General features: G+C 39.0%; 16 protein-coding genes and 1 riboswitch. Of the genes, 13 read left to right on the top strand and 3 right to left on the bottom strand.

From position 1 onward, the window contains the following. Nucleotides 1-138 precede the first annotated feature (138 nt). From essC to KO561_RS18790, 12 genes are all read left to right on the top strand, one after another. The gene (gene essC / locus KO561_RS18845; protein WP_231094851.1) at nt 139-4,749 is read left to right on the top strand and encodes a type VII secretion protein EssC; all 4,611 of its coding nucleotides are present in this window, start codon (nt 139-141) and stop codon (nt 4,747-4,749) included. Continuing rightward, nucleotides 4,742-4,993 carry a methyltransferase gene (locus KO561_RS18840; RefSeq protein WP_231094850.1) on the top strand — a complete coding sequence of 84 codons (252 nt, stop codon included), beginning with the start codon at nt 4,742-4,744 and terminating at the stop codon, nt 4,991-4,993. The genes essC and KO561_RS18840 overlap by 8 nt, the downstream gene beginning before the upstream one ends. A 111-nt stretch (nt 4,994-5,104) precedes the next feature. Continuing rightward, nucleotides 5,105-5,818, top strand: a complete 714-nt coding sequence (locus KO561_RS18835; RefSeq protein WP_231094849.1) for a hypothetical protein — start codon at nt 5,105-5,107, stop codon at nt 5,816-5,818. Nucleotides 5,819-5,822: 4 nt separating this feature from the next. Then, nucleotides 5,823-7,235, top strand: a complete 1,413-nt coding sequence (locus KO561_RS18830) for a DUF6792 domain-containing protein (RefSeq protein WP_231094848.1) — start codon at nt 5,823-5,825, stop codon at nt 7,233-7,235. Between the two features lie 14 nt (nt 7,236-7,249). Next, entirely contained in the window at nt 7,250-7,441 is a 192-nt protein-coding gene (locus KO561_RS18825) for a hypothetical protein (protein WP_231094847.1), read from the top strand. A gap of 32 nt (nt 7,442-7,473) precedes the next feature. Beyond that, complete coding sequence (locus tag KO561_RS18820) at nt 7,474-7,776, top strand: WXG100 family type VII secretion target (protein WP_231094846.1); 303 nt, start codon at nt 7,474-7,476, stop codon at nt 7,774-7,776. A gap of 19 nt (nt 7,777-7,795) precedes the next feature. After that, on the top strand, nt 7,796-8,098 hold the full coding sequence (locus tag KO561_RS18815; protein WP_231094845.1) for a pore-forming ESAT-6 family protein: 303 nt from the start codon (nt 7,796-7,798) through the stop codon (nt 8,096-8,098). A gap of 163 nt (nt 8,099-8,261) precedes the next feature. Continuing rightward, a complete protein-coding gene (locus tag KO561_RS18810) occupies nt 8,262-9,515 on the top strand; it encodes a DUF6382 and FHA domain-containing protein (protein WP_231094844.1) in 1,254 nt (417 codons plus the stop codon). Nucleotides 9,516-9,538: 23 nt separating this feature from the next. Next, nucleotides 9,539-10,306, top strand: coding sequence for a PP2C family protein-serine/threonine phosphatase (locus tag KO561_RS18805; RefSeq protein WP_231094843.1), 768 nt, complete (start codon nt 9,539-9,541; stop codon nt 10,304-10,306). Between the two features lie 35 nt (nt 10,307-10,341). Continuing rightward, nucleotides 10,342-12,282, top strand: coding sequence for a serine/threonine-protein kinase (locus tag KO561_RS18800; protein WP_231094842.1), 1,941 nt, complete (start codon nt 10,342-10,344; stop codon nt 12,280-12,282). Nucleotides 12,283-12,295: 13 nt separating this feature from the next. Continuing rightward, a complete protein-coding gene (locus KO561_RS18795) occupies nt 12,296-12,766 on the top strand; it encodes a hypothetical protein (protein WP_231094841.1) in 471 nt (156 codons plus the stop codon). Nucleotides 12,767-12,782: 16 nt separating this feature from the next. Further along, a complete protein-coding gene (locus KO561_RS18790) occupies nt 12,783-17,753 on the top strand; it encodes an Ig-like domain-containing protein (protein ID WP_231094840.1) in 4,971 nt (1,656 codons plus the stop codon). Between the two features lie 84 nt (nt 17,754-17,837). On the opposite strand, the gene KO561_RS18785 is transcribed toward KO561_RS18790, so the two are convergent. Genes KO561_RS18785 through KO561_RS18775 form a run of 3 tightly spaced genes read right to left on the bottom strand, consistent with a single transcriptional unit; the run spans nt 17,838 to nt 20,595 of the window. After that, nucleotides 17,838-18,941 carry an ABC transporter substrate-binding protein gene (locus KO561_RS18785; RefSeq protein WP_231094839.1) on the bottom strand — a complete coding sequence of 368 codons (1,104 nt, stop codon included), beginning with the start codon at nt 18,939-18,941 and terminating at the stop codon, nt 17,838-17,840. Between the two features lie 28 nt (nt 18,942-18,969). Then, a complete protein-coding gene (locus KO561_RS18780) occupies nt 18,970-19,773 on the bottom strand; it encodes an ABC transporter ATP-binding protein (protein WP_231094838.1) in 804 nt (267 codons plus the stop codon). A 12-nt stretch (nt 19,774-19,785) separates the two neighbouring features. Further along, nucleotides 19,786-20,595, bottom strand: coding sequence for an ABC transporter permease (locus KO561_RS18775; RefSeq protein WP_231097267.1), 810 nt, complete (start codon nt 20,593-20,595; stop codon nt 19,786-19,788). Between the two features lie 155 nt (nt 20,596-20,750). Beyond that, a riboswitch (cyclic di-GMP riboswitch) is annotated at nt 20,751-20,834 on the top strand. Nucleotides 20,835-20,923: 89 nt separating this feature from the next. Between KO561_RS18775 and KO561_RS18770 the strand changes: the two genes are divergently transcribed. Further along, entirely contained in the window at nt 20,924-23,608 is a 2,685-nt protein-coding gene (locus KO561_RS18770) for an EAL domain-containing protein (protein ID WP_231094837.1), read from the top strand. Nucleotides 23,609-23,637 lie beyond the last annotated feature (29 nt).

Below are 23,637 nucleotides of genomic sequence, written 5' to 3'. Positions count from 1 at the left end.
AAGCTGCGCCGCCTTGAATTTCTTTGCGCTTTTTATCCTCCTTTTTGAACACACACTAAAATGTCTAAAATCCTATTATGAAACCTATAAATAATAAGCCTTTACTTACATAGGCATTACCCGAAGGAGAGAATTGTCTTGCTATTGACACTTTTTGACAGAGGTAAAGCATTTCATTTAGTTTTGCCTGAACGAATTACAGGAAGATATACCCTCCAAACGATGGATGGGGACACACAACAAGATATGATGGCGGTTGAAGCTGAGAACGGTACATGGTTCTTGAAGTCGAATAAGTACGCCTATTTAAAAGAGGATGCAAACCAGAAGCTATATAAGATGGCTATTGAGCCTTACATGACTTACAGTATTTTCCGAGATGGCGAGTCCACAGCGCTCCTTTATGTAGAACCGACTCCTTCTCGGGATAAAAGTGAATACACAAAGCATCGTGTTCATTCTAGTTCTGTACATATTGGACGCTCCAAGGATGCGCATATTTGCTATGCCAATAAACTAGTTTCTAGCATGCATTGTACGATTATGTACGACAGCCAAGGAACTGCGACCATTATGGACAACAACAGTGCGAATGGTACATACGTAAATGGAGAGATGGTCAAAGAAAAAAAGCTGGAAATTGGTGACGTGATTTACATCATGGGCTTAAAGATCATTTTCAACGGTAATCTGTTGGCCCTTAATAATCCGAATCAATCTGTTTTGTTAGATAAAGAGGCATTCCAACCTTTTGTTCCTGAAGAACCGATTGTCGTAGATGAAGAAGAGTTAGATGATTTTCTCGTGAAGGAAGATCAACAGGATTTGTTTTACCGCTCTCCGCGTTTTAAGAGAGATATCGAAGAAAGAACGATTAAAATTGACCCACCTCCGCAACAACCCAACTTAGAGGAAACACCGCTTATGCTAATGCTTGGTCCTTCCATAACCATGGGGATGGCTTCTTTGTTCATGGGAATTTTTGCGGTGCAAAACGTAATGAGAACCAATGGAGACATTATGTACGCTCTCCCTACGTTAATGATGTCCTTAAGTATGTTAACGGGAACGGTGCTTTGGCCAATTCTAACGAAGAAGCATGAAAAGAAGAAACGAGACGAGCATGAAAGTAAACGACAAGAGAAGTATAAGCAGTACATAGAAGAGATGGGCCAAGTCATCGAAGAAGAGTGCCGACATCAGAGTGAAATCCTCCATGAAAACCATCAACCTCTTAATCATTATTTAAATCGAATTCGTTCTAAAGAACGTTCCCTTTGGGAGAGAACGATTGGTCAAAATGACTTTTTGAAGGTACGACTGGGATTAGGGGATGTGCCGTTACAAGCTGAGATCAAGTACCCAGAGAAAAAATTCACCTTAGAAGATGACAATCTTCAAGATGAGCTATATAAATTAGCGGAGCAACCGAAAGTATTGAAGGATGTCCCTGTTACTTTATCCCTTATAGAAGAGCCAATTACTGGAGTTATCGGGAAAAGAGAACTCGTTCAAGATTTCGTAAAAGGTCTAGTTTTTCAATTATCCGCATTGCACAGCTATGACGAACTAAAGTTTGTATTCCTTTACGACAAAAAGGAACAGGAAACGTGGAATTTTTTAAAATGGTTGCCACACGCTTGGAATGATGAGAAGACAATCCGTTTTATTGCGACAGACGCTAACGAAATAAAAGAATTATCTGCTTATTTTGAGAAAGTGATAGCGAGCCGTGTCGAGATTGCTAGTGACAGTCGAGAACAGCTAACGGATCACTATGTTGTATTTTCCATGAGTAGGAAACTTGCTTCAAAAGCGGAGATGATTAATCTTTTGCTTAAAGAGAAGCTGGATATTGGTGTTAGCCTTATCACGTTGTATGATGAACTGAAAAATTTACCGAAGGAAACGACGATGGTTGTAGAGCTGGACCAAGGTGTTTCTAAGCTTTATGACAAAGATGATATCACAGGTCGATACGTAGGCTTTGAAACAGATATTTACATGCCTGAGGAAGCGGAAGAATTGGCCATCCAGCTTGCTAACATCCAACTTGCGACATCCATGGAAGCTTTCGCACTGCCAGAGATGCTGACATTCCTTGAAATGTTTGGGGTAGGGAAAATTGAGCATCTAAATGCTTTAACGAGATGGAAAGAAAATAACCCAACTTTAACGATTGAAACACCAATTGGCGTCAGTACAACGGGGGATTTATTTAATATCGATCTTCATGAAAAATATCATGGACCTCATGGATTGATTGCTGGGATGACTGGGTCTGGTAAGAGTGAATTTATTATGACATTTATCTTATCCCTTGCCGTGAACTATCACCCAGATGAGGTTGCCTTTATTTTAATTGATTATAAAGGTGGAGGAATGGCGAATTCCTTTAGCGAGCTTCCGCATTTGGCTGGAACAATTACGAATTTAGATGGCGCTGCAGTCAATCGTTCCCTTATTTCTATCCAAAGTGAACTAAAACGCAGGCAAGCCATTTTTGGTGAAGCGAGTAGGAAGATGAATGAAAGTAACATTGATATTTATAAATATCAGAAGCTTTATCGAGAAGGTTTAGTATCCGAGCCACTTCAGCATTTATTCATGATTTCCGATGAGTTTGCGGAATTAAAAACACAGCAACCGGAATTCATGGATCAGCTAGTGAGTGCGGCACGGATTGGAAGAAGCCTAGGTGTGCACTTGATTCTAGCAACCCAAAAGCCTTCTGGTGTCGTGGACGATCAGATTTGGAGTAACAGTAAGTTTAGAATCAGTCTGAAGGTTCAGGAAAAAGCCGATAGTATGGAGGTTATTAAACGTCCAGATGCAGCAGAACTAACTACCACAGGTCGTTTTTACTTACAGGTTGGTTACAATGAAATATTCGAGCTTGGACAGTCAGCCTGGGGTGGAGCTCCTTATATCCCGACAGATAAAGTGGAAAAATCTAAGGATGATAGTGTAGTTGTCATTGATAACCTAGGTCGTATTGTGAAAAGTGCTAAAGTCGATAAAAACCAAGGCCAGGTCAAAAATCCACCGAAGCAAATTGATGAAGTTACAAAGTACCTTGCTCATTTGGCTAAACAAGAAAATATAAAGGTGAAGCAGCTTTGGTTAGAGCCTATTCCGGCACTTATTTATATAGATAAACTAAGAGAAAAATATCCGTTGAAAACGACAAACCGCTTTGAATTAAATCCAATAATAGGTGAATATGACGACCCGGCTAATCAAAGTCAGGAGCTGTTGAGTTTCCCGATTACACAGGAAGGTAATGCCCTTATTTATGGCGTGTCTGGAAGTGGAAAGACGACGTGGATATCTAGCCTTCTTTACTCATTAATGGAAGAGCATACTCCAGAAGAGGTCAATCTTTATGTTTTAGATTTTGGTACGGAAACTCTTACTTGGTTCCAGCAATCTCCTCATGTTGGAGATGTGATGCTTTCTAGTGATACCGAAAAGATTAACAATCTATTTCAATATTTAAATAGAGAAGTAGACACAAGGAAAAAACAGCTTTCTAACTATGGAGGAGACTTTACGTCATACAACAGTGTTTCCGAACAAGGCTTGCCGTCGATTGTAGTCATTATTCATAACTACTCAGCATTTTCTGAAATGTATGAGGATCAAGAGGAGACCCTTTCCTTCCTAACACGGGAAGGAACGAAGTATGGGATTTACTTCATCGTAACGGCTACTAATACAGGAGCGATTCGTTATAGACTCCTGCAAAACTTTAAGCAAACCTATGTATTACAGCTGAATGATCAATCGGATTATTCCGGTATTCTTGGAAATGTGGATGGCGTATATCCAGCCAAACATAAAGGTCGAGGTATTTTTAAATCGGGTAGTACGTATGAATTCCAAATTGCTCATATTTCTAAACAAGCAACGAACCTTTATTCCTTTATAACGGAATATTGTAAGCAAAAACGAGATAACTGGAGTAAGCAATCAGCTCCGCGAATCCCAATACTGCCAGATGCGGTTGATATGGAATATGTAAAAGAGGTATTAAACGACAAAAGAATAACCCAAATGCCGGTTGGTGTAGAGAAAGAGACATTAGAGGTTTCATATTATGATTTTCAGAAGTCTTATATCAATCTAGTATTAGCATCCTATAACAGCAATTTTACAGGCTTTATACAGGGGATTTCCGAAGTCCATTCCGCATATGGGGATGGCGAGGTTATACTGTTTGATCCAAACGGTCATGCGTTTGACGAACCACCGATATTAGACTATGTTGCTGACACGTCTGAGTTAGAGGCAAAGGTCGTAGACTTGTTCAATACACTTGTACATCGAAATAATACGAAAAAAGATGCGATTGAAAATGGAGAACCAGAACCACAGTTTCCTAGAATCACATGTGTGATAGATTCATTCTCTGATTTACTCGCGCAGCTATCGGATGATGGACAGGATAAGCTAAAGGTGTTCCTGCAAAAAGGAGATTCACTCAATGTATCTATCATTCTTTCAGATACTCCGGATCGACTGAACACTATGTCATTTGAACCGTGGTTTAAGGAGCATGTGTCCTTAAGCGACTTGATTTGGATAGGCAATGGAATTTCCGATCAATTTATGCTGAAACTGAAATTACCACCAAGTATGTATAAGGAGATCCCAGAGGACTTTGGATACGTCGTTAAAAAAGGAAGCCCTGTCCTAACTAAAATGCTAACGAAGTCATCCAAAAAGGAGGCGGTCTATCATGGATAAAGTATTAGTCGAAGTCTATGTACCGGCCTCTAGGCAAACACATGATGTGTTCATCCCGTTAGAGAGTAAAATACATGAGGTCCTATTGCTAGTAGCCAACGCGATGACAGAGTTGTCCGAGGGATATTTTCAAGGGAGCTATGACACAATTGTTTGTGATCGAAGTACAGGTTCAATCTTGGATATTAACAAGACTGTGGAAGAGACTGGTCTGACGAATGGTGCGAAGTTGATGCTGGTGTAAATATGTGGAAATTATTCAAAATCCTAAAAGGATGAGTTCTGTATGAAAAGTAAACACAGATTGTTACTACTTATTTTATTGTTTGGCTTTATAACAATTGGGAGTGGCTGTATGAGTCAAGAGGAAAAAGTGCTGAGTTATTTAGAGGATAAATATAACAAGGAATTCGAGATTGAATACAGCAAAGAGGGAAGTGAACTCTTTCCAAAGATGTATGGTGGTGATAATTATGTCGTTCACCCCAAAGACAACAACGAAATCGTTTTTTCCGTCGAAGCACTTCCTGATGAATCGGGATTTGCTGATGGTTATACAACGGCCAATTGGGCTTACGAACTTGAAAACTTCAATAAGGAAGCCATAGATAGATATTTACCAGAATTAAGTGAGTTTAAAATAATGCTTAGAGCTTCACCAGGGATTATTACTGAAAACGTTGATAGTAAAGAAATTGATGCCCTAATTAAAGAAAGCCCTGAAGAGTTTACAGTTATCCTTAAGACCGTTGTAAGAACTTCCAACATACCAAATGTACAGGAATACTCGGATGCGATATATAAACTGTTTAACCTAGTAAAAGGACTTAAAGCTAAAGACTATATTGTAACAGTAGGGTTTGTGGACTCCGAATCAAATATTTCGGATTATATTAGAACTGCCAATGTAAACAATATTTCATGGGAAAATCTTGATGCAAAAGTCTACGGCTTTGTAACTCTGGATAACAGACTTGCTCCAGAGAATCCAGGAAATGGAGTAAATCCTAATCTGTTAATTAACAGTAAGAATGATGTAGTTAACCATTATGAATCTCTTGAGGAGTGATATTTTGTCACTTTCTAGCTTAAATGATTATGAAAGTTACACCTTATTAAGGTTATCTTACTATGATTTACCTACTGATATACGACTTAATGAAAACCTCAGTTACTCATTAAGTAGTGTAATTAAGTATATGAAAAGGGAAGTTAGTTCGCATGAACCAACATACTCAGAAATTCAAAAAATTGAAGAGGTTGTTCAAAGTAATCCCAAGCTCCAAGATATTAAGCTAATCGCCTACCAAAACCACAACCCTAACGATGGAAACAACTCCAACGGTGAGTCCAACTCAGGCTTTGTAGGTTACGCCTTTGCAGATGAGGAAGGAAATTCGGCAGCATTATTCAGGGGAAGTGAGCCTCATTTTGAAACGGATTGGTTATCGAATATCCAGGCTGGTCTTGGGCAAGAGATAACCCAACAGGAAGAAGCAAATGCCTTTTATGAAAAGTACGTTCAAAACTATCAAAATAGTGAAGGGATATCAGGTGAAAGATTTTTGCTTGGTCACTCTAAAGGAGGAAATCTAGCTTCTGATGTTTTAGTTCAACATTACACGGAAAATATAAGTGCTTATGTAGTGAATGGGGCTCCTCTTTACTGGTGGGATTTACATGACGGTCAAAGAAAAGCATTGGACGAACAAATGACTTTTATCGCTCATGAGTGGGATGTTGTATCAGGACTTGGCTATGCGCCTTACGTAGACAAAACAGTAAAGACTATTCGTTCTTTTTCAGAATACCGAGATGAGGATTTATTCTATCCACACGGACTATCAACCGTCAGCTTCAATGCCGAAGGGGAATTAAAAAATGTTAGGGAAGGTGCCTCCTTTCTCAGAGAGGGAGGAAGTCTTCTAACTGTTCTTCTTTCGGATGCAATCGATTTTAAAAATAAAGTAAAAAATAAGGATGTTGCTTACGCTATCGATGTAACGTTAACTCGAATGCTCTATTTAGCATCCAAAGGTCTCATCGATGAGGTTATTCAAGTAAGGAATATGGCTGTTCAAACAATAACTACATTAAAACATGTTTCCGTGGCTCTCGTTGCAGAAGTATCTAACTTTTTCGATGATGTATTATCGTTCGTCGAAACACTATTTACAAAAGGTTTCACATGGAAAGTAGGAGGCGGCGGTTCTTCCGAGGAACACATAAAGGTTGATATTTCTAGATTAATGTACTATGCCGACCGATTGCGGAGGATTAATCGAAAAACGAGAGCGGTCAACAATCAAATCGATCTTTTATACTGGAAAGCAGACTTTTTTGATCTTGATTCTGTATTTTTAGCAGATGTCATCAGTAGTTTTCCAAATCGGATGAATCAGGCGGTTAGTTATTTGACGATAACAGCCGACATGATGCAAGCAACCGAACGTAAACTTACCCGAAAGGCAAGCACGATTTCTTAAAAGGAGTTTAATCCATGGATAAAAAAGTAAGACAAGAAATCGAACAAATCATAGATGTACTCAATGATATAGCAAGAGAACTAGATACTATTTCATATGGAATTAGTAGAGAGTTTAGAGGAATTGGTCAATTAACTTGCTCTCGAAGCTTAGAAGATGCAGCAAGTCAGTATAGACAGATAAGGGATCAATTACGGAGAATCTAGTAGTCTATTATCCTTTAAAGGAGGTGATATAAATGTCAAGATCGATTACGGTAAATCCAGATAAGCTTAATCAAGCTGCTGGGAAAATTGAGCAAGAAGCAGCAGATTACAAACAGCTTTATGACCGTCTATTTAACGAAGTTGATGGTATGGGTGCAGCGTGGCAAGGTCAGGATAACATGGCTTTCGTTACACAGATTAAAGGCTTCATGGAGGACTTTAACAAAATGGAATCTTTAATGAGACAGTATTCTGAATTCTTAAGATTAAGCGCAAAAACATACCAAGAAACGCAAAATGAAGTAATTCATGCTGCGAAACGTTTAACAAACTAATAACTAGGAGGTGGATTGGATGTCTGTAGAAGGAATTAAGGTTTCCCTTAATGAGGTAAGTAATACGGCTGGTCAAATTCGTACTTTAAACGAGCAGCTCTCTACGAGACTGGATCAAATCAAGCGAGACATGAATGATCTTGCTTCAACTTGGCAAAGTGATGCATCTAATACGATTAGATCAAACTTCAATGCTTTAGCGCCACGTTTTGAAGAGTATCGTCAAGTTGTCGATAGCTATGCGAAGTTTCTAGATGCTACGGTTACGAACTATAACACAGCCGAAACAGCTATTAATAATAACGCGAGTGCATTTAAATAATGCACTCCTCCCCTTGCGGATGAACGGTTAGAAGAGAGAGCTACATAAGACAAATTCGTAAGGTGAATACAGTCGGTGAATGAGGACAATGAGCACAGTTGCTGATTGTTCTCCTTCATCGCACCTGTATATGTTCAACACTATAGTAAGGAGTAGGATTTCGATGATTAATCAAATACCGCTAAGAGCAGAGGATTATGAAGCAACTAGTTTTTTAGTTTATATGGTTAAAGAAAAAGAAGAAGTGATTCATTCAGAACTAGATGTATTAAAGGAGAATTCCATTCCGGGTCTTTTGCCGTGTGTATTTTTAGAAAGAGATGATGGTTGTTATTTACAGTATGATGTTATTTCAACTGCAACCTTAAAGGATTATCTCTCGGGTTCTGTAACAAGGGACAAATTGTCAGAGGTTCTGTTGAATGTTGCACATACATTGGAAGAGGCAGAACTAGGTGGATTAAGGTTAGACCAATTTGTTGTAGATCCAAGTCACATATACATAGACGAAATCACTGGTCGAATGGTTTTCCTTTACCTCCCTATAAACGGCATGCAGCAAGGGGAATTAATCTCATTTAAGCAGTTTTTAAAGGAGTTAATTGCTTCCATTCCTTATCGTGAAAAAGAAGATATCGACTATTATATTGAATTACATAATTATTTGGTTGAGTCAAAGGACGTAACAACCTCGACCTTTTTCAATACTTTAAAGGATTTAACACCAGAGCATATCGTGGAAAAAACACAGCATGCCGAACAAAGCAACAGTCATTTTTATAGTCCTGGCCAAGCGGTGAGTGAGGTGAAAAGCTCTGTCGATAACGGTACGCTAACCTCCCAATACAGTAGTAAGCGAGTAGACAAGAAAAAAAGTAAGAGTCTTGAAATAGAAGAAGAGGTTAACTATAAACGCGTGACACGTACAGAGCTTGATGATCGAAACTCTGGTTTTTTACGTCAAAATTCCTTAACCGGGGCCTCCATTAATATCGGTCCAAGTCTCCGAAATAATCCTTCTGACGATTGGGAAGACGATGCAAATGGAACGACAGTGCTTGGAACGGTTTCTCACCAAGAAGAGGAAGGGACAACTTTCCTTGGGAATAATAATCAGCAGTTAAGCAAGCCTTTTCTCCTAGTAGATTCCAGTAATGAAAAGGTTTATGTAACAAAAGATGAATTCATCATCGGAAGAGATCCTCAACAAGCGGATTATATTTGTGCGAACAAAGTAGTGGGGCGTGTCCACGCCAAATTAGTAATGAAACAAGATGAGTATTTCTTACAAGATAATCAATCAACAAATGGAAGCTTTGTAAACGGAACGAAGCTAAAACCAAATGAGAAAGTCAAAATCAGGCATGAGGACAAAATAAAATTGGCGAATGAGGAATTTGAGTTTAGAGTATTTTAAATTAGGTTGAAGTGGGGATAACTATGGCTTTTATAACGGCATACCATACAGATGTCGGCGTTCAAAAAAAAACAAACCAAGATGCCTTATTAATTAAAACAGCGAAAAGCTCAAGGGGACCTATCGGATTATTTGTCGTTTGCGATGGTATGGGTGGGTTAACGCATGGAGAACTAGCTAGTGCGACTGTGATAAGATCTCTATCCGACTGGTTTGAGGAAACGTTACCGAGTCTGATTTCTCAAGATGAGTTTGAGGATAACATGACAGAGCAACTCGTTCATTATATAGAGCAGCTTAATAGCAAGATCCTTTCCTATGGAGAGTCAAAACAGGTGAAGCTAGGTACAACGGTCACGGCGATGCTCATTATCGATTCTATCTATTATCTCGTTCAGATTGGGGATAGTAGAGCGTATGCTGTTACCGCTCAGCTTGTTCAATTAACAAAGGATCAATCTCTAGTAGCAAGAGAAGTAGAGCGAGGGAATATTACAGAAGCACAAGCTAAGGTACATCCTAATCGCAATGTTCTCCTTCAATGTGTTGGTGCAAAACCAGACATTAATGTTGTGGTTACAAAAGGAAGCGTAGAGCCTGGAGCATCCTATCTGCTTTGTACGGACGGGTTTTACCATGAGATATCAATGGATGAAATAATTGAAAACCTTCACCCAGACCATGTCTCAACGCAAGAACAAATTAAAGAAAAAATTCATGAATTAATCAACATGGTAAAACAGCGTAAAGAAGTGGACAACATATCGGTAATCGTAACAAAAGTTGTCTAATCGTTAGATAAGAAAGGAATGTTAGGTGGTTTTCTATGTTAAATATAGGAACGGTAATTGATGAACGATATGAAATCTTGAAAGAGATCGGCCGTGGCGGTATGAGTGTCGTCTATTTAGCTATGGATAACCGATTAAACAAATCGTTGGTCGTAAAGGATATTCGCAAACGAGGGAACAGTAACAACGAGTTGCTCATTAACAGTCTAGTAGTGGAAGCAAATATGCTGAAAAAGCTAGACCATGGAGCTCTGCCTAAAATCTATGACATTATCGAATCCGAAGGCGATATTTACGTTGTGATGGATTACATTGAGGGCGAGTCTTTAAAAGAAAAACTTGCGAAAGAGGAAACAATTCCCGCGAAGCAAGTCATTAATTGGGCGAAACAGCTTAGTGATGTGTTGGCATACTTACATACGAGAAAACCACACCCGATTATTTATCGGGATATGAAACCAGACAATGTCATGCTTACCCCTGATGGGAAAATTAAACTAATAGATTTTGGTATCGCAAGAGAGTTTAAAACAGAGAGCAACACCGATACAACCAACTTAGGAACCAAAGCATACGCTGCGCCCGAACAAATTTCGGGGCAACAGACGGACGCTAGGACTGATATCTACAGCTTAGGAGTAACCCTCTACACCTTAATCACCGGAAAGAGCCTTGCAGATCCTCCTTTTGAAATAAAACCGATTCGTTATTGGGATCCATCTTTGCCTGAGGGCTTGGAACATATTATTCATAAATGTACCCAGCTAGAACCTGCGAATCGTTATCAATCTTGTGAAGAGCTCTCTTTCGATTTAATCAACATTGATCGATTAACGAAAGGTTATAAGAAAAAACAAGTAAAAAAAATATCCTTGTTCGCTATACCGTTTGTTTTATTTTTATTATCCTCAACATCTGCCGCATTTGGGTATCAAGGGATTCAGAAAGAACAGTTTCAGGATTACATGAACATCATCAATGATTCTAGCGTTGCCTGGATTGAAGGAGATTTTTCAAAATCCATTGAGCAACTAGAGAAAGCAATAGAACTAGATAAACAGCGGTCAGACGCCTATATTAATCTGTTAGATTTGTACATCAATAGAGAAGAAACGGACATTGGGCTCTCGAAGGTAGAAGCCTACATTAAGGACGAGTACGGCAACATTCAAAAAAATGATGAAGTCCTTTATAAAGTCGGAATGACGTATTTTGATGTGAAAAAGGATTATTCTTCAGCGCTCACCTATTTTAGAGCTGTTAACGAGGAAGAGATTCCAGATGTGAAATATTATATCTCTCTTGCTACGACGTTAAGTAGCTTAAATATCGATTATGAAAAATTTGCGGATGAATTAATAGATTTTGAGAGTTATACCGATAAACTTCCCAATAACAGTAAGAAGATAGAAAACTACAATACACTTGCTAATATTTATATCTCGTACAAAAGTCAGATTCAAGAAGCGAATACGAAAGCTATTGAATTAGTTCAAAAAGCTGATGAAGTGCTCACCATCCTTGATGATGAAACTCTTTACGTGAAGTACGAGCTTAGTTTTGAGCGAAAACTAGCTCAATCTTATTATAGTCGTGGTGTGAATTCCAAAGATGAGGTTACAGCTAGAGATGATTTTAGCCAAGCGGTAGAGCATTACCGTAGCTTAATTTCTAATAATGTGGACGACAAGAAAGAACTAGAAGTCACCATTGGAGTTATCTATCAAGAAATGGGAGAAGTCGCCCAGGCCAAGGAACAGTTCCAGCAAACGATTGAGGAATTTCCAGACTACATAGATGCTTATGTGAAACTGGGAAATCTACTCTTAGATATTGAACAGGTCAAAAATGAAAATCAACGTAATTATGATGAGGCAATCACGATTTACGAGAAAGTGGATGCCATGAAAGATTCGAAAAATGATGAAGCGTTTAAAAAGTTCACACAACGATTAGTAAATCTCAATATCATTTAGGAGGGGTGGACAAATGGATTATCAATGGTTTTTTTATGGTGGTTTGGTCGGAATATTAATCACCCTTCCTATATCAATCATTTTATTTATTAAACTAGGAATTTGGGAGGCATTTACGGATATCTCTGGTATTCGAATGCCAAGGAAGAAACAGAAAGCTAGAAGGAAGTATGGCAAAACAGAGACGACTGGTCAGAGAGAGAAGCGAACAACGAGTGAAATAAAACTGAAGAAGAAAAAAGTGGAAGCAGAAGTAGCAAGCACTTCTCATATAGACGAAACAGAACTGCTGGATAGTCATGTAGAACCAACAGCACTATTATCAGAAGGATCATTTAACGAAACAACGGTTCTTGGTGAAGAGACATCTGTCTTGTGGGGAGAAGATGAAACAACACTATTAACAGAAGAAGAACATGAGCAAGGAACCTTTTTCCAAATCGAAGAGGATATAGTAATTGTTCATTCTAAAGAAAAAATTTAAGGAGGAGGAGAATCTATTGAAAAGCAGGATGAAAAAATTCTTATCCATCCCAGTTTTAGCAATTATACTACTTACTTCAGCACTTTTGTTTAGCAGCAGTGTATCTTCTCAAAGTGATTTAGAGATGAAGATTACATATGCGGGAGTGGGTGGAAGTACGTGGGACTTGCGTCAAGAGAGTGATTTTGATGAGGAATGGCTGACTAAGGACCAATCGGTATCTTTCACCGTTGATTTGTCTGCGTATTATGAGAAGCCGGAGGATGGTAGTGAAGCAGAAGTTCCTTTTGAGGTAGCGGCGACCTATAGTAATGGAGCTAGTTTAGTAGCTACCCCTGATAGGATAACAGGTACAGGTGAGTTTGAAGGAAAATACCGACTAGATGTTACTGAAATCCCAGATGATGACGGGACAGTAGAAGTCAAACTGAAATTAAAAGGTGGAAATGGTTGGAACGCTATTCCAACCGTCGAGGGTCCTATAACATTCAGTGTATCCAAGGATGTTACAGCACCAGTTGTGAATCTATACGGAGTTGAAGATGGAGAGCTTTATCACGATAAAAAACTTGATTTTGTTGTAGAGGTAGTGGATGAGCACTTTAATCCAGATGGAGTTACTATTACGGGTATTAATTCTGACAACGAGTGGGAGTCCTCGGGTGATGGTAAGTACTATAAAACTTTCCCTGTGACTGATGGAGACTATGCTGTAACCGCAAATGCGAAGGATAAGCTTGGGAATAGTAGTGCCGAAGAAAGTGTGAAATTCTCCCTCCATAACGGAGAACCCAGTTTAGAGGTGAAACATAATGGTACCCCAGTTGAAGGAAACAGTTATTTTAACAAAGATACAGTTCTTGATCTAACTGTAACCAATGCTATTCCAATAGGGAGTGCAGAATTAAAAGTATATAAAGATGGACAAGCGACACCTTATGGTGATTTCTTGATAGATGGAAACACAGCAACTTTCCGAGAGACGTTTACAGAATCAGGTGAATATCGCTTTGAAGTAACTGTCACGGATAAAGAGAACAATTATAAGCATGAGATTCTTGATGAAGAGGTTCGTTTTACTATAGACAAGGTAAAACCAGAGTTGACCATCACGGATGAAAATGGAGAACCTATAGTGGATGGTTTTTATAAAAGTAAACAAGTCACAGTAGAGGTGAAGGAAGAGTATTTCAATAAAGATGACATTCAAATTGAGGTTCTAAAGGATGAAGAGCCGCAAAGTGGCTACTTCGAAAATTGGAACAAATTATGGAACGACACCTATAAGGCAATTGCTGATATTCAGGAAGACGGACGTTACGAAATTCGTGTTACCGCAAAAGATCCCGCAGGTAACCAAGTGACCGATTCCGTTTCCTTCACGATTGATGGGACTCCACCTGAACTATCGATAACTGGTGTAGAAGACGGTAAGCATTATAAGACCGACGTGGAGGCTATAATCAATGTAAATGACAAGCATATCGATGAAGAAAATACGAACCTAAAGGTAGAAGTATTAGAATCAATCGGTACCGATAATTGGAAGACAGTAAACATTGGTAAAGAGCTAGAATTTACCGATGGAGAAGCAGAGATTCGCCACTTATTCCAAACAGAAGGTAGATATCGAATTACTTTAAGCTCCAAAGATATACTATCTAACACAGAAGAAAAAGTAGTTACTTTTACGGTGGATAAACAAGCACCAGATGTTGGTATTGATGGTGTTACCAATGAGGCTATTTATTCAGAGGACAAAGAGGTAACGATATCTGTTGATGAAGTAAACTTTGATCACAATAATGTGGATTTCAGAGTCAAGAGAAATAACGAGGACATCACAGATGAGGTAGAAAAACATGCCCAAGATAATTGGAAAAATTCTTCCCCTAACGCAAGTTTTACCTATGAATTCGACAAAGATGGTTTTTATGAAATAAGTATCCAGTCCATGGATGCTGCAGGAAATGCGTCAGAAACTGTTACAAGGAAATTTTCCATTGACCGAAATGCACCGAGCATCGATGTTCATGGGGTTGAGGATCAACAGCATTATAATGAAGATAAAGATGTACGGATTAGAATCGAAGATCTTAATATGGACGAAGAACAAATCTCAGTAAATGTTACAAAAGATGGCGATACCTACGATGTCGGTGAACTTGATGTGAAGCATCCATGGCTCCCTTGGTTCGGTAATACCGTTGCCACACTAGACCATACGTTTTCTGAAGTTGGAGACTATGTGATAGAGATTAATGTTGTAGATAATACAGATCGTGAACAAAAGAAAGTAGTAAACTTTACTATTGATAAGACAGAGCCTGTATTAAATATAACTGGGGTTACTGATAAAGAATTTTTTAAAGAAAGTGAAACAGTAATTTTTTCTGCAGAAGATTTGAATATTGATCAAAGTGATATTGATCTGAAAGTAGAAACACTGAATCAAGAAACAGGGGAGAAAGTGCCTTATTCAGTTGAAGAAGACTTCAAGATAAAAGATGGAAAAGCAACGTTTTCATATACTTTTGCAGATGAAAAAACGTACATTGTTACGTTACGTTCACAGGACAAAGCTGGTAATGTAGCAGTGACGAAGCAGCGTACGTTTACGATTGATGGGACCGCACCAGGGTTGGAAATAAATATTGATAGCAAGGATGACAATGGTGACTACTTGTCGTCAAGCGGTGAAATGGAAGTATCTATCACGGAGACGAACTTTAAAAATAATGATGTTACATTTAAAGTCACGAAAAATGGAACAGATATCACGAAACAAGTAGAAGGTGATTTAGGCAGTAAGTGGAGAAATGCTAGTAAGCGATCTGAACTAACCTACACATTCGACGGAGATGGATCTTACTCCATTGTACTGGAAGCAGAAGATGAGGCTGGAAATGAAAGCATTGAAACAAAGAATTTCACCATTGATAAGGTGAATCCAAGTATTGATATCTCAGGTGTTAATGGCCAAGCTCATTACAATGAAAATGTACCGATTGACATAGAGATTAAGGATGTAAACTTTAAAACAAATATAGTTAAAGTGAGCCGTAACGGAAAAAACTACGATGTTGGTGATTTGTCTGTAGACAAAAATCTATATAGCAATTCAATTGCCAAGCTTAGCCATACATTTAAGCTAGAGGGTACCTACCGCATTCAAGTTACGTCTATAGATAAAGCGGATAGAAGGGATTCCGAAGAAGTTACTTTTACGGTCGACAAAACAGCACCAGTTCTATCCATCGACAATGTGGACGACAATGACTACCTGCCATCCAGCAGAAAAGTTGCTGTATCTGTGGAAGAAACAAATTACGAGGAAAACAGTGTCCAATTCCAGGTAACTAGAAATGGACAAGATATTACAGAACAGTTTGGTACTGGATGGACCAATGATGGAGTCCTGTCGAATGAGAGCTATGTATTTAATCAAGATGGTGAATACTCGATTTCCATTAGCGCAATAGACAAAGCAGGAAATAAGAGTACTTCTAAGCAAAAAACCTTCACGATCGATACAAAGCGACCATCCATCGATATTACAGGAGTTGAAGATGGCGAGTATTATAACGAGAGTAAGTCTGTTCAAGCAACTATCAAAGATGTAAATTTCGAATCAAATATAATTAGAGTTACTCGTAATGGAGCACGTTATCAGGTTGGAGGATTCTCTGTCGATCGAAACAAGTATGCGGATTCTATTGCTACCTTAAGCCATACATTTAGCCAAGAAGGCGACTATGAAATTGAGGTAGAAGCAATCGATAAAGCTGGAAATCGTTACTTACAACGTGTTTCCTTCAAAGTCGACAAAACGAAGCCGGTTATTACACCGAACATGAATGGAACAGTCATCAAGGATGGACAATATATCAACAAAGTGTTTACACCAAAGTTTTCACTTGATAATTCGGAAGATCGCCTGGTTTCGGTCATTCTCAATAACGGAAGCAATATCGCAGGAAGCATTCCAATAGCATCAAGGGAAATGGTGTACAACTACAAAGTAGTAGCGGAAGATAAAGCCGGAAACCAAACCAATTTAAATATTAGTTTTACATTAGATACAACAAAGCCTGAATTGAATATTAGTGGGATATTAGAAGGGTTCTTTAACGAGAATCTAAGCCCAAGAGTCACGTATTCTGATATCCATTTAGATGAAAGCAAAACATCCGTTACACTAAATGGAGAACCGTTCCGAAATGGAATGGAGTTGGAGAAGGAACAATACTATGAGTTAAAAGCGGTTATTACAGATTTGGCCAATAATGTTAGTGCTAGAACGATTGTTTTCTCCATTGACAAGTCTGCACCCGTAATAAAATTTGGGGAAGTGCTCTCCGGACAATACATCAATGAAACAATCATTCCACAACTTCTCATTGATGACATAAGCGCCTACGATATCATATCCATGACGTTGAATGGCGAGCCTTATGAATTAGGGGATCCTATCGAAACGGAAGGAAAGCATGTCCTGTATTTCGAAGTGAAGGATAAAGCAGGCAATATCAGACAGTTGAGTATCGAGTTTATCATTGATAAAACAGAGCCTGAAGTAGTAGTGGAAGGTGTAGAAAAAAATAAAACATACAATGAGCCAATTGATTTAGAGATTCGCTTGAATAATCAAGAAGATACATTCAAACAAGTGAGCATTAATGGCGAACTATTCGAAGGGGAAGTCGTGGAAGAAGACGGATACCAAGTGATGAAAACAAGATTATCTGAAGTGAAGGCCTATGAAGTAGAAATCGTCGCTGAAGATAAAGCTGGTAATGAAATCACAACCACTATTCCATTTGAGCTTGTTGAACCAAGTATTTTCACGAAACTTTATGAGAACAAACCGCTATTTGCTAGTGTAGTAGCTGGATTGCTAGGTATTGTTGCTGCAGCGGCCGTGTGGATGAGAAAACGTAATATAAGAAATAAAGATTTACCGAGAGAAGAAGAAACAGCATCATAATCTAAGGAGGACTTACCGAAATTGGTAAGTCCTCTTTTATTCGATCTTTTTTGACAAAATTCGGGTGGTGCCTAGCACCCGATTTTACTCGTACTTTCCTATGATGTCGACGACTTCTTTTACGAGGGATAGGTCTACTACTTTATCAATGTCCAAATCGCCTTTAATTGCGCCATTTTCCTTGTAGAATTCGTATTGCTCTTTAATGTTATCTACAAACATTTCACCGTTTGGATTGAGTCCTGTCACAGCAACATTTTCCCATACCTTTGGATCCTTAACTGCTGTGTGCTTTGTCATAATCTCAATGATTTCTTGCTTGTTACCTTTATCTTTCACAAACGCATCGTTATAATCGCGAACCCCTCTTAAATAGGCCGCCATGAATCGTTTTGCCACTTCTCGACGTTCATCCATGAATTTTGGAGAGCCAAGTACCATCGCGATTTGTGCTTTTGGAGCAAAATCGGTAGCATCGCCAAAGCGGACATGGATATTCTCATCTGTACCTTTTGTAATGAGAGGCTCAATTTGTAATGCAGCATCTACGGTTTTAGTTCCCATACTAGACATCATGTTCCCGAAGTCAGACATTAATACGAACTCAACGTCGTCTCTTGTAAGGCCAGCATGCTCTAGCATTTTTTGATAGATGTAATCATCTACTGCATTTTTCGTAGAAACCGCTACTTTTTTTCCTTTAAAATCCTCGTAGCTTTTGATTTCATCCTGTAAATCTTTGCGGATAACGAAGGAGAAATAGGAATCTCCCTTGATGTTGTGCCCTTTATCCGCGATCATTCGAATATCGATACCCTGTGCAATGGAGTTGAAGAAGGAAGCGGAAGAGATTCCTCCTGCTACATCCACTTCGCCTGCTGCGACTGCTGGGAGCATTTCATCACTATTTCCAAAGGAGACAAACTTAACCTTTACGCCGTACTCTTCAAAGTACCCTTTTTCTTTCGCAATGTAGAAACCAGCTCCTGAAGCAGAACCGTCCTCTGCGACGACCACCGTTGCGGGTTCTTTTAACGGTGCAAGTGGTTTGTCACTGGTTGTGGCAACTGGTTTATCCTCGCCTTCTTTACTGGACCCGGAATCACTAGAAGGGCTACTACAAGCAGAAAGAACAAGCACTATGCTGAGAAACGAGACAAACATCCATTTCCATACATGTTTTTCCATGATGAACCTACCTTTCTATATAATATTTTTACGAGCTACGTGACCCTTGTACTTCTGTCTGTAAATGCTGCCAAATCTCAACGAATCCTTCTGCTAACTCAGGATTAGCTCGAATGTCTTCAATCTTCCTAGGACGTGGAAGGTCAATTTTTTTCTCCTTCACAATCTGTCCCGGTTGTGCACTCATTAACAGGATGCGATCACTTAACAACATCGCTTCATCAATGCTGTGCGTGATGAAAAGAACGGTCTTCTTCGTTTCTTGCCAAATGTTCAAAAGTTCTTCTTGAAGGATGAATTTATTTTGCTCATCTAAGGCAGCAAATGGTTCATCCATAAGTAAAATTTCTGGATCGTTGGCAAAGGCACGTGCGATACTTACTCTTTGCTTCATCCCACCGGAAAGCTCTTTCGGATAAAGCTTTGCAAACTTTTCTAAGCCAACCTTTTTCAGAAAGTAATCCGTTTGTTCTTTGATTTCTTTTTTAGGTAAATGTCTCATTCTTAAACCGAATGCAACGTTATCTTCTACGGTCATCCAGGGGATAATCCCTTTTTCTTGGAAGACCATGGATTGAAGAGGTTTATTTTTATCCGTGTGGTCAACCTCAATTTCACCAGTACTTGGCTTCTCTAATCCAGCAAGAATACGGAGAAGGGTTGTTTTTCCACACCCACTTGGACCGATAATACACACAAATTCGCCATCCTTTATTTCAAGAGATGCATCCTTAATTGCTGTAACACTTTCATTTTTTTTATAAAAAACCTTCGTTAGGTTTTGTAAGTTGATTTTGATATCACTCACTTGTAAGACACACTCCCTTCCCATACTTATTGGTGTTTACTTCCAAGGTATTAACTTCTTCTGAAGCCCTCGTAAGAAGAGGGAGAATAAATAACCGAAGAAAGAAATTAGGACTAGGCCTACATACATTTCAGGAAGCAGGAATGCTTTGTAATTCATCCAAATGACATATCCAATACCGGAGTTTGCCCCAATCATTTCCGCTGCAACAATGGTTAACAAGGCAATCGCTTGCCCCATCTGGATACCTTCTAGCATGACGGGCAGTGATCCTGGCAAGGCAATTTTAAAAAAGAAATCCTTTGCACTTGCACCGTAGTTGTTGGCGACATCGATATAGATTTTATCGATGTTCGTGACACCTGCGGTTGTATTGATAACAACTGGGAAAAACACACTAATCGCAATCGTCACCATTTTAGAAAATTCCCCAATACCAAAAATAATGAGAATAATAGGTAGCATCGCTAAAGTTGGTATTGGCATAAACGCCATTACTAACGGAGAAAAGAAATGACGAAAAGGTGAATACATCCCCATGATTAGTCCCAACCCAATGGCGGGAATCACCCCGAGTAGAAATCCAAAAAGAATGCGTTGCAAACTTATGGAGATATGGGTAAATAGCTCACCGCTTGCTCCCATGTCAAACATTGTCATAATGATAAGACTAGGTGCGGGGAAAAAGCGCGGATCGATTAACGCTGTGCGTGAAAGTATTTCCCATAGAATTAATACAAATATAGGAGAAGAAATGGTAAGTAACTGTTTTAGATTGGCTCTCCGGTTTCTTTTTTTCCATTCCTCTCGTTCCACTTGAACTGCTGTTTGATTTCGTTCTTCCATCATGTCACCACCTCTCACGCTTCTATACTATGTATTCGCCCAGAAAGTGTGAGTGACCATTTAAAATGCATGGGGATGGAGTCTGTCATTTCCTACTTAAAAAAGCAATTACAAGGATTCTACAATATGGTAAAATATAGTCAAAAAGAACTAATACTTTTTATGGGCAAATTCATCGAAAGATGGTGACGCAAAGTTTCGGGTCTAAAGCTACACGCAATGATGGCCGGGCTGCAGTAATCCTGGAGGATGAGCATGCTAACTCGGACGATGTAGCATGCTTTTTTAACGAATATAGAATTTGTTTTTGTAGGGAAGAGGTGATGGGATGTTTGTTAAAAAGGGAAGACTCTATCTATTAGCCTTTATAGCTCTTTATATAGCAAGTTATTACGTGGTGATAATAAATTGGAAACAGGATGAGATTGGTCTGATTGTTGGGAACCTATTTTCTATGGTCGGTCCTCTGGTCGGTGTGATCCTCCTTCTTTACTCTGTTATCCGAATGAAAAAGAATCGTCGATTTTGGTCGATTCTTGCCTTAGGGATTGGATGTTATTTCTTAGCTGAACTGACATGGAATTATTATGAAAATCATTTGAAAGTTGAAGTTCCATACCCTGGTCTCCCTGATTTATTTTATATCCTGCAGATTGTGTTCTTTTTAATTGCTTTTTCCAACCGGTTACTTTCGGAAATCCGGCGGATGAAGGCGATTAAATACATTTTTGATATCACCATTATTATGATTGTTGCCGTTTCGTTAAGCTGGTATTTTATTATAAAACCTATTCTGATTACTCCGGATGTTTCTCCATTATTTGTAGCGGTTTCTTTAGCCTATCCAGTTGGCGATTTGGCTTTACTATTAATGGTTATGATCATTTTCTTCGGACAGAAAAATCCATGGACCAAGAGTGGGATTCTTTATATAGCCTTAGGTTTAGTCGTGCAAATATATGCCGACTCTATTTATTTGTATCTCCAAGCAATTGGAAACTATCACTCTGGTAATTTGATTGACCCAATGTTTACCTTATCGATGCTATTAGTCGGTTATGCTGGTGTTACAAGCCTTACGCTGGAACAGTCCTCCGCAAAGAGGGTGAAAGCATTGGATTATAAGCAGTTGAGCTTGTTTCGAATGATTGCCCCATATGCGTGTGCGGTTGGTATCTTTATATTTTTACTAGTAGAGCAACCAAGTATTAATGCGATAACACTTGGTGCGGGCCTTACACTCATCTTAATTGTGATAAGGCAAGTAGCGATTATGATCGAAAACAATCAACTCTTAAAAAAATTTGATAGGCGGACGAAACAGCTTGCGGTTAGTACACAGCGTTATAAGACAATTTTTCAATATCATCCAGACGCCGTATTTTCATTAGATTTACAAGGGAAATATCAATCTATTAATGATATGGTTGTGCAGCTTACTGGTTACCTTTACGAAGAGTTAATTGGAGAAAGTTTCTTAACCTTACTAGATGAAGAGAGCGAAAAGAAAGTACAATCCTATTTAATAAAAGCGATCAATGGTGTACCTCAATATTTTGATACATATATCCAGACTCGTAGCGGAACATCAATTTTGCTTAGCATTACGATGATTCCGATGGTCGTTCAAGAAAAAGTTGTTGGACTGTACGGGGTTGCGAAGGACATTACGGATAATCGGATCAATGAAGAAAAGATTAAGTTTATGGCCTACCATGACTCCTTGACAGGATTACCGAATCGGAGCTTATTTGATGAGAAACTAACCGTTGCTATGGAAGAAGCTAAGGATACGAATGAACACTTTGCGGTCTTTTTCATTGATTTAGACCACTTAAAAGTCATTAATGATACGCTCGGTCATGAAATCGGGGACGAGCTCCTTATCGAAAGTGCCAAAAGAATGAGACTTTCCTTATCAGCTCAAGACATCGTAGCAAGACAGGGCGGGGATGAGTTTATTTTATTAGCGCGTAATGTGAAGGAAGATGAAGTAGTTGTTTTTGCAAAGCAATTGCTCGACCGATTGCGTAAGCCCTATACCATCCAAGGGAATGAAGTATCTGCCACGCCAAGTATCGGCATCGCCTTATATCCAACCGATGCAGCTACACCTCGAGAGCTGTTAAAAAACGCCGATATGGCCATGTACCGCGTGAAAAATAACGGTAAAAATAACTTTAGTAAATACAATCCTACCATGGATGAGGAGTGGTCGAAGGTGATGACACTCGAAAGAGATCTTCACCAAGCGCTTGAACGCCATGAATTGGAATTGCATTATCAACCACAAATCGATGTAAGTACAGGCAAAATTATCGGTGTAGAAGCCTTAATAAGATGGAATCATCCAGTATTCGGGGATATTCCGCCGACTGTATTTATTCCGCTAGCTGATAAATCCGGAATCATTCAAAAAATTACGAGATGGGTAATCGACCAAGCCATTGCACAGGCGGTGGAGTGGCAAAATAAAGGACTCGACCCGATTACGATGGGGATAAATATTTCTCCTAAGCTATTGGAATCAGATCGAATTGTAGAACTAGTCACAAATATGTTAGAAGTGCACAAGCTACCACCAGATCGGTTAGATATTGAAGTGACAGAGGCACTCGCCGTTAATGCTGAGCACTCAATTGAAACGCTTGATCAATTAAAGGAACTTGGAGTTCGGATATCTTTAGATGATTTTGGTACAGGATATTCGTCTCTTTCGCACTTAATTCGTTTACCTATTGATCGCGTAAAAATTGCCAAGGAGTTCGTAGAAGGAATAGGGATAGATAAGCGAATGGAAGGAATTATTCACTCCATTTCAACTATTGCGAATGAGCTCCAATTTGGATTAATTGCTGAAGGTGTGGAAACGGATATACAGGCTAGCTATTTAAAAAAGTTGAACTGCACAGTAATGCAAGGATACTTGTATAGTGAACCACTGCCTGCTAAGCAATTGGAGAAAATCTTACAGCAGAAGAGCTTTAAAGAGCAGGATGTATTACCAGATTAACATGTGGGGCAAGTCACTCTGTGTTAGGA

Source organism: Radiobacillus kanasensis (genome assembly GCF_021049245.1).
GTDB classification, from domain to species: Bacteria; Bacillota; Bacilli; order Bacillales; family Amphibacillaceae; genus Radiobacillus; species Radiobacillus kanasensis.
This window is presented reverse-complemented; position numbering and strand designations above follow the sequence as displayed.